Consider the following 12,458-nt stretch of genomic DNA (forward strand, 5'->3'; position numbering starts at 1 on the left):
GAACGGGCGCGGCCGTTGGCCCGCCGGTGGGGTGGGTGTCGCACACGTGCAGCGGCGGCACCGGACGTGTCCGGTGCCGCCGCTGGGCGGTTCAGAGGTACTGGCCGGTGTTGTTGGCGGTCTCGATGGACCGGCCGGCCTCGGTGCCCTTGCCGCCGGAGACGAGCGTGCGGATGTAGACGATCCGCTCGCCCTTCTTGCCGGAGATCCGGGCCCAGTCGTCGGGGTTGGTGGTGTTGGGCAGGTCCTCGTTCTCGCGGAACTCGTCGACGCAGGAGTCGAGCAGGTGCTGCAGGCGTAGCCCCTTACGGCCGGAGGTGAGGAACTCCTTGATGGCCATCTTCTTGGCCCGGTCGACGATGTTCTGGATCATCGCGCCGGAGTTGAAGTCCTTGAAGTAGAGGACTTCCTTGTCACCGTTGGCGTAGGTGACCTCGAGGAAGCGGTTCTCCTCGGTTTCCGAGTACATCCGCAGCACCACGGCGTCGATCATGGCGGCGACGGTGGCCTGCGGGTCGGCTCCGTGTTCGGCCAGGTCGTCCGGGTGCAGGGGCAGCCCGGAGAGGATGTACTTGGAGAAGATGTCCTTGGCCGCCTCGGCGTCCGGTCGCTCGATCTTGATCTTCACGTCGAGTCGTCCGGGGCGCAGGATCGCCGGGTCGATCATGTCTTCCCGGTTGGAGGCGCCGATGACGATGACGTTCTCCAGCCCCTCCACGCCGTCGATCTCGCTGAGCAGCTGCGGAACGATGGTGTTCTCCACGTCGGAGGAGACACCGGAGCCACGGGTGCGGAAGATCGAGTCCATCTCGTCGAAGAACACGATCACCGGGGTGCCCTCGCCGGCCTTCTCCCGAGCACGCTGGAAGATCAACCGGATGTGCCGCTCGGTCTCGCCGACGTACTTGTTGAGCAGCTCGGGGCCCTTGATGTTGAGGAAGAAGCTGGTGTGCTTTTCCTTGCCCTGCCGTTCGGCGATCTTCTTGGCCAGCGAGTTGGCCACCGCCTTGGCGATCAGCGTCTTGCCGCAGCCGGGCGGGCCGTAGAGCAGGATGCCCTTGGGCGGGCGGAGTTGGTGCTCACGGAACAGTTCCGCGTGCAGGAAGGGCAGCTCCACCGCGTCGCGGATCTGCTCGATCTGTGACTGGAGGCCACCGATGTCGGAGTAGTCGACGTCGGGCACCTCCTCCAGGACCAGCTCCTCGACCTCGCTCTTCGGGATCCGCTCGTACGCGTACGCCGAGCGGGGCTCGATCATGAGCGAGTCGCCGGCCCGGATCGTCGAGCCGATGAGCGTCTCGGCGAGGTGCACGATCCGCTCCTCGTCGGAGTGGGAGACCACCAGCGCCCGGTCACCCGGCCCGCCGCCCGGACCCTCCAGGATCTCCTTGAGCATCACCACCTCGCCGACCCGCTCGTAGCCGAACGCGTCGACGATGTTGAGCGCGTCGTTGAGCAGAACCTCCTGCCCGCGGCGCAGCTCGGCCACGTCCAGCGAGGGCGAGACGGCGACGCGTAGCTTGCGGCCGCCGGTGAAGACGTCCACGGTGCCGTCGTCGTGCTTGGCCAGGAAGACGCCGTAGCCACTCGGCGGTTGCGCGAGGCGGTCGATCTCCTCCTTGAGCGTCACGATCTGCGTGCGAGCCTCTTTGAGGGTGCTCACCAGCCGGTCGTTGTTTTCGGTCAGCCGCGCCAACTGTGCCTGGGTGGCCGCCAGCCGCTCTTCGAGCTGCCGGACGTGTCGGGGGCTCTCGGTCAACTTACGCCGCACCAGGGCGAGTTCCTCTTGAAGAAACGCGACCTGCGTGGAGAGATCGTGGGCTTCCTTCTCCCACCGTGCGGCGCGCGAGTCCGCGTCGTCGCTGCGTGCTGCCACGTCCCACCTCCCCGGGGGGCTTGAACGTTCTGCCCTAACACTAGCCGCTATGAGGCCGATTCGGTCCCATGCAACACCCTCGTCACCGAACCTTGATCGCCAAGGGTGGCCCGGCGGGCCGGTACTGGCGTTCGGGTACCGTCGGAGGCTGGTACGGGAGAACATGGGGGGTGCACCGGTGGCCGAGGTCGCGACCGACCAGTTGCAGGTCTGGGTGGACCAGGATCTCTGCACGGGCGATGGGCTCTGCGTGCAGTACGCGCCGGAGGTTTTCGAGTTCGACATCGACGGCCTGGCGTACGTCAAGGGCGCCGACGGTGAGCTGCGGATGGCGCCGGGCAGTCGCGTCGACGTGCCCGAACACCTGCGACTCGAAGTGATCGACTCCGCGAAGGAGTGCCCGGGCGACTGCATCCACGTGGTGCGCGGCGACGGCGTCGAGGTCGCCGGCCCGGACGCCGAGGACTGAAGCCCACCACCGGCCGGGCCGCGCGGCCCGGCCGGTGGTGAGGGGTACGCCTCAGAGCATCGGGCGGCCGACCACCGAGGCGACGAGCCGGGCGAACTCCTCCAGGCGGGCGATCTGCCCGGCGCCACCGTCGTCGAGGGTCTTGCCGAAGCGCAGCGCGTCATGCCGCGGCGTGCCGGCCATCTCCTCGCTCGGCGGCACCTCGTCCAGCGAGGTGAGCAGCAGGTAGACGTCGATGCTGTCGACCCGGATCTCCCCGTTCTCCAGGCGGTTGAGCCGACGCCGGCAGCCGACCTCGGTGACGGTGGACGCCGGCACCACCCGTAGCGACGAGGTCATCGACCCCGGCGGCCCCTCCCCCGGCGGCACGTCCTCGCCGTGCCAGAGGATCAGCCGGCTGCCGTCGCAGACCACGACCTCCTGCCACACGCCGTTGACCTCGTTGACGAAACGCTCCAGAGTGAAGCCGAGCACCGACGCGCCCCGCAGCACCCCGCCGAGCGCCTCCAGGGCCACGTCCGGGTCGCGCAGGTAGGCCCGCGCCGCCGATTCCAGGTCCTGGTAGGGCGACCAGTCCGGAAACACCGCGGGTAGGTCGCCGCCGCCGTAGCCCGGTCGGCTCATGCCGCCGCCTCCCCCCGCCCGGCGGGGCCGGCGCCCAGCTCGATCCGCCGGGTCACGCCGGCGCCCAGCTCGATCCGCCGGGTCACGCCGGCGCCCAGCTCGATCCGCCGGGTCACGCCGGCGCCCAGCTCCATCGTCACGGCCTGTCCATCTCCCCCGTCGCGTCGGGCTGCGCGCCGGCCGCCTGCGAGGCGGCCGCCTGCCGGGCCGCCTCCGCCGCGCGCAGGTCCTGCCGGCGCTGCGCGTACGCCTCGGTGCCCTTGCTGGGCTTGCGCCGCCGGGGCGGGGCGGTGACGCCGGGGGCGAGCTTGCGCGCGGAGACCAGGAACGCGGTGTGCGCGATCATCCGGTGGTCCGGGCGGACGGCGAGGCCCTCGGCGTGCCAGTCGCGCACCAGCGACTCCCAGGCGCGCGGCTCGGTCCAGCCACCGCGCTCGCGCAGCGCCTCGACCAGCTCGGAGAGCTGCGGTGTGGTGGCCACGTAACCGATGAACACACCGCCGGGCACCAGCGCCCGCTCGACCATGTCGAGGGTCTCCCACGGGGTCAGCATGTCCAGGATGATCCGGTCGAAACCGGTCTCCTGGCAGTGTGCCACGTCGCCGACATGCAGGTTCCAGGACGGGTGCGGGCCGTTGAAGAACGCCTCCACGTTGCGCTTGGCGATCTGCGCGAAGTCGTCGCGCACCTCGAACGAGTGCAGCTCACCCTCGGTGCCGACGGCCCGCAGCAGTGAACAGCTCAGCGCGCCGGAGCCGGCACCGGCTTCGAGAACCTTCGCGCCGGGAAAGATGTCGCCCATGGCGACGATCTGCGCCGAGTCCTTCGGGTAGATCACCTGCGCGCCACGCGGCATGGAGAGCACGTAGTCCGACAGCAGCGGCCGCAGCGCCAGGAACGCCGTGCCGCCGCCGGCGGTGGTCACCACGCTGCCGTCGGGCAGCCCGATCAGCGTGTCGTGCGCCAGGATGCCCCGGTGGGTGTGGAACTCCTTGCCGGGCTCCAGCGTCACGGTGTGCATCCGCCCCTTCGGGTCGGTCAGCTGCACCCGGTCGCCGGGCCGGAAGGGCCCACGGTGCACGGGTGTCAGCGCCGGGGTGGCGGCGTCGGCCGGGACGGTGGAGGACGTTGCGGTCACGATGTCATCTTCCGGTTGGGTTCGAGGAGCTGTGCCAGGTCCCCGATGTGCAGAATGCCGACGACATCTTCGCCTGACGTCACCACGTACTGCGCGCCCGGGTGGGTCTGTACGGCATCCATCACCCGCTCCCCGTCGAGCCCGGCCGCGAGGGTGGGCAGCGCGCCCAGCGACCGGGCGACGGCGTCGACCGCCAGCCAGGGGCGTCGCTCGGCGGGCACCGCCTCGGCGGCGGCCGGGTCGACCAGCGCGACCGGCCGGCCGGTGGAGTCGGTGACCAGCAGCGCGGCGCCGGGCTGTCCCGCCTCGGCGCGGCGGCGTTGCGCCTCGGCCAGCGGCGTGCCGGTGGGCACCGGCCAGACCGGTCGGGCCAGCCGGGACAGGTCGATCAGCGGGAACCGGCGGCTGACCCGGGCGGCGCGGATGGCCTGCCCGGCGCCGCGCCACAGGGTGAAGGCGACCAGCAGCATCAGGGGCAGCGCCAACGGCGCGAGGTAGTCGGCGAGGGTGAGCAGCAGAACCACGGCGGCGGTGCCGACGGCGACCGCCCGTCCCGCCCAGCCGGCGACTTCGGTGCCACGGTGCCGGTCGCGGGTCAGCCCCCAGACCAGGGCGCGCAGTGCCCGTCCGCCGTCGAGCGGCAGCCCGGGCAGGCTGTTGAACACCGCGACGATGACGTTGCTCACGGCGAGCTGCAGGGCGAGCTGGTGGGCGACGGTCCGTTCGGGCAGCGCGACGGTGGCGGCGACGGCGAGGACGCCGAGCACCGCGGAGACCGCCGGGCCGGCCAGCGACACCAGCAGGTCGACGCGGGGTGACGGGGCGTCGCGGTCCATCTCGGTGTAGCCGCCGAGCAGTTCCAGGGTGATGCCGCGCACACCGATGCCGTAGTGCCGGGCGGTGAGCGCGTGGCCCAGCTCGTGCAGCAGCACCGAGCCGAGCAGCGACACCACGAACCCGAAACCGATCAGGTAGCCGGCGAGCTGCGGCAGGTCCAGCTGGCGGCGGGCGAATTCGGCGTACAGCACGGCGACGAGCACCGCGAGCAGGACCATCGAGCCGTTGAGGTGCAGCGGCACACCGAACACGCGTCCCACGCTCAGGCCGGGACGCCGGTCGGGCCGGCGCGACGGGCGGGATGTCTGCTCCATCGCAACGATGCTACGGACCGGTGCCGCCCGGGGCGGGTGGCGGTGGGTGTCACACCGGTGCCCTAACCTTTGCCGACATGACGGCGGAACCGGTCACCACCACCCAGTCCCCCCTACCGGCGCAGGTCCCGCCGACGGTGCGGGCGTCGCTGTCCCCGTCGCGGGCGGCCGATTTCAAGACCTGCCCCCTGCTCTACCGGTTCCGCAGCATCGACCGGCTGCCCGAGCGCACCACCGTCGAGCAGGCCCGGGGCACGTTGGTGCACGCGGTGTTGGAGCGCCTGTTCGACCTGCCGGCCGTCGGGCGTACGCCGGCGGCGGCCGGCGACCTGGTGGCCCCCCAGTGGGACCGGCTGGTCACCGAACAGCCCGACCTGGCCGAGCTGTTCGACGGGTCGGAGCCGGCCGGGCCGGTGGAGTTCCTGCGCTCGGCGGCGGGGCTGCTGGAGGGTTACTTCGCGGTGGAGGATCCGACCCGGCTGGAGCCGGCCGAACGGGAGAGTCTGATCTCCGCGGTGGTCGACGAGGAACTGCTGATCCGCGGTTACCTCGACCGGCTCGACGTGGCCCCGGACGGCGCGTTGCGGGTGGTCGACTACAAGACCGGTGGCGCTCCGCGGGAGGCGTTCGAGGCGCGGGCGCTGTTCCAGTTGAAGTTCTACGCGCTGGTGCTGTGGCGCACCCGCGGCGTGGTGCCCCGGGTGCTGCGGCTGCTCTACCTGCGCGACGCCGAGGTGTTGGACTACACGCCGGACGCCGACGAGTTGGTGCGCTTCGAGCGCACGGTCGTGGCGTTGTGGCGGGCGATCGAGCAGGCCACCGCCCGGCAGGACTTCCGGCCCCGGCCCAGCCGGCTCTGCGACTGGTGCAGCCACCAGGCGCTGTGCCCGAGCTTCGGCGGCACTCCGCCACCGTTCCCGGTCGCGGCGGCGGGCGCCGACCCGCTGCGCGACGCCCGGTCCGCTCCGGTGACGCCCGGCACCGACGAGTGACCCACCGGTAGCCGGGTCCGCGCGCCGTCGACCGGGTGGCGTCCGGCGCCCACCGGAGCCGGCCTCGCGACCGGACCCGACCGGATCGGTGCCACGCCGATCGGGACAGGGCGCCGGGTCCGTCTCTACCGCGGTCCACGACGCACCGGCCCGCGTACGGGAGGATGACCGGTGCGGCGGCACGGCGTGAGCGGGACGGGAGACGAGATGACCGATCGGGTGACCTCGGCGCGGCCGGTGCGGATCCTGCTCGCCGACGACCAACCGCTGCTGCGGACCGGCTTCCGGATGGTGCTCGGCACCGAGGGCGACCTGGACGTGGTGGCCGAGGCCGGCGACGGCGTGGAGGCGGTGGAGCTGGCCCGTCGGCTGCTGCCCGACGTCGTGCTGATGGACATCCGGATGCCGCGGATGGACGGGGTGGCCGCGACCCGGGCGATCGTCGACGCCCGGCTGCCGGTGCGGGTGCTGGTGCTGACCACGTTCGACCTGGACGAGTACGTGGTGGGCGCGTTGCGGGCCGGTGCCAGCGGGTTCCTGGCCAAGGACGTGCCGGCCGAGGAGTTGATCGCGGCGATCCGGACGGTCGCCGGTGGGGACGCGGTGGTGACACCGCGGATCCTGCGGCGGCTGCTGGACCGTTTCGCCGAGCTGCTGCCCGATCCGGCGCGGACACCGTCGGCGGCCCTCGACGCGCTCACCGACCGGGAACGCGAGGTGCTGGTGCAGATGGCGCGCGGGTTGTCCAACGCCGAGATCGCCGCGGTGCTGTCGGTCAGCGAGACCACCATCAAGACCCACGTCGGGCACCTGTTGACCAAGCTGCGGCTGCGGGACCGGGTGCAGGCGGTGGTGCTGGCGTACGAGTCGGGGCTGGTCCGCCCGCGGGCGTAGCCGCGCCGGGCCGGAATACCTCACCCGGCGTACCCGAAGATCCCTCCGTGGGGTGACGGCCGCCGTTGCCGCCGTCACCTACCGTGACCGGAGACGGTCTGGCGGGGTTGACCCTCCTGTGACGTGAGGGGGCAGGCTCGCGAAACACGCTCGACCGACCATCGGGTCAGGGGCAACCCTGATCCGGCATGGGGGTGCACCCGCAGCGGGAAATCCGCGCCGAGTCCCCCCAGGGGCGGACGGGACGGGCGTGTGCGGCACCGATGATTGAACAGTCGCGCCGGACCATCGGGGGCGGCGTGCATTTTCGGACAGACGGAAGAGGTAGATGACGTGACCGCGACGGTAGGCCAGCAGGCGCAGGCCGCGGCCCGGGCGAACGACGTGTGGAAGGTGTACGGCAGCGGCGAGGCTCAGGTCATCGCGCTGCGGGGGGTCAGCGCCGAGTTCGAACGTGGCCGCTTCACCGCGATCATGGGCCCGTCGGGTTCCGGCAAGTCGACGCTGATGCACTGCCTGGCCGGCCTGGACTCGGTGACCCGGGGGACGGTGTCGATCGGTGAGACGACGGTCACCGGGCTGGGCGACGGCGGGTTGACGAAGTTGCGCCGCGACAAGGTCGGGTTCATCTTCCAGCAGTTCAACCTGCTGCCCACGCTCACCGCGAAGGAGAACATCCTGCTGCCGTTGTCGATCGCCGGGCGCAAGCCGGACCCGGCCTGGTACGACACGGTGATCGACACGGTGGGTCTGCGGGACCGGTTGGACCACCGGCCGGCACAGCTCTCCGGCGGGCAGCAGCAGCGGGTGGCGTGCGCGCGGGCGCTGGTCTCCCGCCCCGAGGTGATCTTCGCCGACGAGCCGACCGGCAACCTGGACTCGCGTTCCGGCGCGGAGGTGCTGGGTTTCCTGCGCAACTCGGTACGCGAGCACGGCCAGACCATCGTCATGGTCACCCACGACCCGACGGCCGCCGCGTACGCCGACCGGGTGGTCTTCCTCGCCGACGGGCAGATCGTGTCGGAGCTGATCGAGCCGACGGCCGACACGGTGCTGGACACCATGAAGAAGCTGGACACTCCGGCCGAGGTGGGCAACTGATGTTCCGGGCGACACTGAAGAGTTTGCTGGCCCGCAAGGTCCGGCTGATCCTGTCCGGGTTGGCGGTGGTGCTCGGGGTCATGTTCGTGTCGGGTGCCTTCGTGCTCACCGACACGCTGGGCCGCTCCTTCGACTCGGTCTTCGCCGACGGCTTCTCCGAGATCGACGTGAACGTCGCGGCGAAGCCGAAGGTCGAGATCAGCGAGTTGGAGGGCGAGCAGACCGCCTCCCCGCTGCCGGCCGCCGTGGTGGACCGGGTCACGCAGGTGCCGGGGGTCGCCTCGGCGACGGGCATCGTCAACGCCGACGGTGCCCGGGTGATCGGCAGCAACGGCAAGGTGGTGACCTCGTTCGGTCCGCCCCAGTTGGGTGAGAACTGGACCGGCGAGAGCGACCTGCTGCAACTGCGGGAGGGACGCGCTCCGCAGGCCGAGGACGAGATCGTCATCAACCGGGCGTTGGCCACCACGGCGAAGGTGCAGGTTGGCCAGAAGGTCGGCGTGCTGACCGCGTTCGAGTCGAAGAAGCGCGAGTTCACCCTGGTCGGCGTCGCCGGTTACAGCGGTGACCGGGACTCGATCGGCGGGGTCAACGAGGTCTTCTTCACCACGCCGGTGGCGCAGCGGCTGATGCTGGGCGAGCCGGACACGTTCAGCAGCGTCACGGTGCGCGCCGCGGACGGCGTGTCGGACGAGGCGCTGCGCGACGACGTGGCCCGCACCCTGGGTGCCGACTTCGAGGTGAAGACCGGCGAACAGGTGGCCGCGGACGCCTCGGCCAGCCTGAAGGAGGGTCTGTCGTTCTTCAACAAGATCCTGCTCGGCTTCGCCGCGGTGGCGCTGCTGGTCGGCACCTTCCTGATCCTCAACACCTTCTCCATCATCGTGGCGCAGCGCACCCGGGAGTTGGCGTTGATGCGTGCCATCGGCGCCAGCGGTCGGCAGATCATCGGCTCGGTGGTGCTGGAGGCCATCGCGGTCGGGTTGATCGCGTCGGTGCTCGGCCTGGCCGCCGGCATCGGTGTGGGCGCGCTGCTGGCGTTCCTGTTCGGCAAGCTGGCCGGTGGGCTCACCCTCGCCGGGATCGGTGTGCCGGCGGCGGCGGTGATCGGCTCGTTCGCCGTCGGTCTGGTGATCACGGTGGTGGCGGCGTTGCTGCCGGCGCTGCGGGCGTCGCGGATCCCGCCGATCGCAGCGATGCAGGACGTGGCCACCCCGGACCGGCCGTTGACCAAGGTCACGGTGGCCGGGTCGCTGGTCACTGGCATCGGCGCGGTGCTGCTCTTCCTGGGTCTCAGCGGCAACGCGGGCGGGCAGACCCTGGCGACCATCCTGGGTGGGGTGCTGTTCGCCTTCATCGGCGTGGCGCTGCTGACCCCGCTGATCAGCCGGCCGGTGGTGAGTCTGCTCGGCGCGATCTTCTCCTGGTCGGTGCCGGGCAAGTTGGGCCGGCTCAACTCCGGGCGCAACCCGCGCCGTACGGCGATCACCGCGGCGGCGCTGATGGTCGGCATCGCGCTGGTCACCGGCGTCACGGTGATCCTCGACTCGGCCAAGGGCAGCATCAGCGCGCTCGCCCAGGACACCATCAAGGCCGAGCTGGTGATCTCCGGGCAGCAGGGCGGTCCGCGTCCGCCGAGCTTCGACCCGGGCGTACTGGACCGGACCAAGGCCCTGCCCGGTGTGCAGCTGGTCGACGGCGAGTACGGCGACATGGCGAGGATCGACGGCGAGAGCACCTGGGTCACGGCGAGCAGCGACATCGCGTCCCTGCGGCAGATCTTCGGCGCGAAGGCCACCGCCGGTGACATCGACCGGCTCGGGCCGACCCAGATGCTGGCCAGTTCGGACACGGCCACGTCGCGGGGCTGGTCGGTGGGCTCGACGGTGAACGTGCAGCTGACCCGGGGTGAGGCGCGCACGTACACGGTCAGCGGCATCTACGAGTCGACGCAGTTGACGAACCCGGTGACGCTGCCGGCGACGGCGGCGAAGGACTTCGCCATCCCGCAGCCCATCCAGGCCTTCATCCAGCTGGCCCCCGGCGCCCGGGTGGCCGACGTGCAGCCGCAGGTGGAGACGCTGCTCGCGGACAGCCCCGAGGTGTCGGTGGCCGACCGGGACGCGTTCATCAAGCAGCAGACCAGTCAGCTCGACGGGCTGCTCACGATGATCCAGATCCTGTTGGCGTTGGCCATCGTGATCGCCGTGCTCGGCATCATCAACACCCTCGCGCTGTCGGTGCTGGAGCGGACCCGCGAGTTGGGTCTGCTGCGGGCGATCGGCCTGCGCCGTGGTCAGACGATGGGCATGATCACCGTGGAGGCGGTGGTGATCTCGGTGTTCGGCGCGCTGCTCGGCGTGGCGGTCGGCACCGGACTCGGCGCCGCGGTGGTCGAGGCGCTCAAGGACGAGGGCATCACCGATCTGATCCTGCCGTGGGGGCAGATGGGTGTGTTCCTCGGTCTCGCCGCCGTCATCGGTGTGGTGGCCGCGGTGCTCCCGGCCGTGCGGGCCGCCCGGATCAACGTCCTGGGCGCCATCGCCCACGACTGAGTGCCCGGCAGGAAGGGGGCCCCGCGATCCGCGGGGCCCCCTTCCTGCCGCTAGGCCGCGGCCCGGTCGGCCAGCAGGGCCGCGAGCAACTCCAGGTCCACGCCGGTGAGGCTCTCCACCTGGTGTACGCCGGCGATGTCCGGCAACGCCACCTCCGCCGGTACGGCCAGCACCGCCGCGCCGGAGGCGAGCGCGCTGGCCACCCCGGTCGGCGAGTCCTCGATCGCCACGCACCGCTCGATCGGCACGCCGAGCAGCCGCGCCGCGGTCAGGTACGGCTCGGGGTGTGGTTTGGCCGCGATCACCTCGTCACCGGCGACCACCGTGTCGAAGTTGTCCCGGCCCAGGGTGTCCAGGGCGATCTCGACCAGCGCCCGAGGGCTGGAGGTCACCAGGGCGGTGGGGATCTCCGCCGCGCGGACCGCGCGCAGCAGGGCGAACGCGCCGGGACGCCAGCGCAGGCCGGTGCGGAACAACTCCAGGATCCGTGCGTTGATCCACGCGGCGCTGATGTCCGGATCCCGTTCGGGTTGCCCCAGGTCGTCGTGCAGGATGCGCATCGACTCGGCCATGGCGGTACCGATGATCGACTGGCGGGCGTCGGCGGAGAGCTCCCCGCCGTACTCCTTCGCGAGTTCCTGCAACGCGACGTCCCACAGCTTCTCGCTGTCGACCAGCGTGCCGTCCATGTCGAAGAGCACGGCGGCGGGGTGGTGGCTGTTCAGCGGATCCTCCAGGGTCACGGGCCGACATCGGCGATCCTGCCAGCACCGCCCGCCACCGGTGGCGGCAACCGGCGCCAGGGTGATCCGGGCAACCCCGCTCAGCCCAGGTCGCACGCCCCCAGCGAACGCTCGTAGCCGCGGAAGAACGAGTCGGTGCGCTGCTCGGCGGTGCCGTGCGCGCCTTCGGCGAACCACGGCTGGTCCGGGTCGTCGCCGACCGCCGCCACCCCCTCCCGGAACTCGTCCAGGTCGCCCTCGGCCAGGGTCAGCACGCCGGAGCGCACCGAGTCGCCGAGGTACGCCCCGGCCATGCAGTCGGCCTGCAGTTCCTGCTGGATGGTGAAGCTGTAGTTGATGCCGAGGCGCACCTGGATGCCGTGGGCGTACTCGTGGCCGAGCAGGTAGAACACGAACGCGTCGCCGACCTGCCGGAACGCGCCCACCGACCAGGCGACGTCGTACGCGATGAAGTCGCCCTTGGAGCAGTAGACGGCGTTGTTGCGGGGCAGCGGCTGCCCGCCGCAGGACACCTCCCCGGCCCGCTGGTACGGGGTGATCCGCCGGATGGGCTCGAAGCGCTGCCCGGATTCCTTGAACTGGGCGGCCCAGTACCGTTCGGCGACCGCCTGCGCGTCGGCGACGTCCTGCTCGAACTCGGCGACGCTGGTGGTGCTGTCGGCCCGGGTGGTGCTCGGCTCCGCTGAGGCGGCGGGCGGGTTCGCCCCTGGGCGGTCGCCCTCGGGGTCGGCCAGGCCGCCACCGGCGCAGGCGACCGACACCAGCGCGGCGATCAGCAGGCCCGCCAGCGGACCTCGGGCGTCGTGTCCTGACCGTGCCCCCACTGTGCCTCCCCAGACATCGGTACTCACGGTGCGCAGTACCCCGACGATACGACCGCCACGCCCGTCACCGGATTCACGCGGGGTGCGGCCG

General features: G+C 71.4%; 12 protein-coding genes. 5 read left to right on the plus strand and 7 right to left on the minus strand.

Annotation, left to right across the window (positions count from 1 at the left end; translation table 11 throughout):
* Positions 1-91 precede the first annotated feature (91 nt).
* Positions 92-1,876 carry a proteasome ATPase gene (gene arc, locus F8271_RS07645; RefSeq protein WP_151488948.1) on the minus strand — a complete coding sequence of 595 codons (1,785 nt, stop codon included), beginning with the start codon at positions 1,874-1,876 and terminating at the stop codon, positions 92-94.
* A 178-nt stretch (positions 1,877-2,054) separates the two neighbouring features.
* Between arc and F8271_RS07650 the strand changes: the two genes are divergently transcribed.
* The gene (locus F8271_RS07650) at positions 2,055-2,345 is read left to right on the plus strand and encodes a ferredoxin (protein WP_074309704.1); all 291 of its coding nucleotides are present in this window, start codon (positions 2,055-2,057) and stop codon (positions 2,343-2,345) included.
* 51 nt (positions 2,346-2,396) lie between these two features.
* Here the strand turns inward: F8271_RS07650 and F8271_RS07655 are convergent, their stop codons facing one another.
* The 4 genes from F8271_RS07655 to F8271_RS07665 are packed head-to-tail and all read right to left on the minus strand — an operon-like array spanning position 2,397 to position 5,258.
* Positions 2,397-2,969 carry a hypothetical protein gene (locus tag F8271_RS07655; RefSeq protein WP_151488949.1) on the minus strand — a complete coding sequence of 191 codons (573 nt, stop codon included), beginning with the start codon at positions 2,967-2,969 and terminating at the stop codon, positions 2,397-2,399.
* Complete coding sequence (locus tag F8271_RS32235) at positions 2,966-3,109, minus strand: hypothetical protein (RefSeq protein ID WP_192580185.1); 144 nt, start codon at positions 3,107-3,109, stop codon at positions 2,966-2,968. Before F8271_RS32235 ends, F8271_RS07655 begins: the two co-directional genes overlap by 4 nt.
* The gene (locus tag F8271_RS07660) at positions 3,106-4,107 is read right to left on the minus strand and encodes a tRNA (adenine-N1)-methyltransferase (protein WP_370461882.1); all 1,002 of its coding nucleotides are present in this window, start codon (positions 4,105-4,107) and stop codon (positions 3,106-3,108) included. The genes F8271_RS32235 and F8271_RS07660 overlap by 4 nt, the downstream gene beginning before the upstream one ends.
* Complete coding sequence (locus tag F8271_RS07665) at positions 4,104-5,258, minus strand: M50 family metallopeptidase (RefSeq protein WP_151488950.1); 1,155 nt, start codon at positions 5,256-5,258, stop codon at positions 4,104-4,106. Before F8271_RS07665 ends, F8271_RS07660 begins: the two co-directional genes overlap by 4 nt.
* Before the next feature lie 77 nt (positions 5,259-5,335).
* Between F8271_RS07665 and F8271_RS07670 the strand changes: the two genes are divergently transcribed.
* The 4 genes from F8271_RS07670 to F8271_RS07685 all read left to right on the plus strand — a co-directional run bounded on the left by F8271_RS07670 (position 5,336) and on the right by F8271_RS07685 (position 10,800).
* On the plus strand, positions 5,336-6,250 hold the full coding sequence (locus F8271_RS07670; RefSeq protein ID WP_151488951.1) for a PD-(D/E)XK nuclease family protein: 915 nt from the start codon (positions 5,336-5,338) through the stop codon (positions 6,248-6,250).
* A gap of 207 nt (positions 6,251-6,457) precedes the next feature.
* Positions 6,458-7,144 (plus strand): response regulator transcription factor, encoded by a 687-nt coding sequence (locus F8271_RS07675; protein WP_151488952.1) that lies wholly within the window; start codon positions 6,458-6,460, stop codon positions 7,142-7,144.
* Positions 7,145-7,477: 333 nt separating this feature from the next.
* On the plus strand, positions 7,478-8,245 hold the full coding sequence (locus tag F8271_RS07680; RefSeq protein WP_151488953.1) for an ABC transporter ATP-binding protein: 768 nt from the start codon (positions 7,478-7,480) through the stop codon (positions 8,243-8,245).
* Complete coding sequence (locus F8271_RS07685) at positions 8,245-10,800, plus strand: ABC transporter permease (RefSeq protein ID WP_151488954.1); 2,556 nt, start codon at positions 8,245-8,247, stop codon at positions 10,798-10,800. The genes F8271_RS07680 and F8271_RS07685 overlap by 1 nt, the downstream gene beginning before the upstream one ends.
* A gap of 50 nt (positions 10,801-10,850) precedes the next feature.
* Here the strand turns inward: F8271_RS07685 and F8271_RS07690 are convergent, their stop codons facing one another.
* Together F8271_RS07690 and F8271_RS07695 are read right to left on the minus strand one after the other, a co-directional pair.
* Positions 10,851-11,501, minus strand: a complete 651-nt coding sequence (locus F8271_RS07690; protein ID WP_151488972.1) for an HAD family phosphatase — start codon at positions 11,499-11,501, stop codon at positions 10,851-10,853.
* Between the two features lie 122 nt (positions 11,502-11,623).
* Complete coding sequence (locus tag F8271_RS07695) at positions 11,624-12,367, minus strand: neutral zinc metallopeptidase (protein ID WP_151488955.1); 744 nt, start codon at positions 12,365-12,367, stop codon at positions 11,624-11,626.
* Positions 12,368-12,458: the final 91 nt, after the last annotated feature.

Source organism: Micromonospora sp. ALFpr18c (genome assembly GCF_008868155.1).
In the GTDB taxonomy this organism is placed as follows: domain Bacteria; phylum Actinomycetota; class Actinomycetes; order Mycobacteriales; family Micromonosporaceae; genus Micromonospora.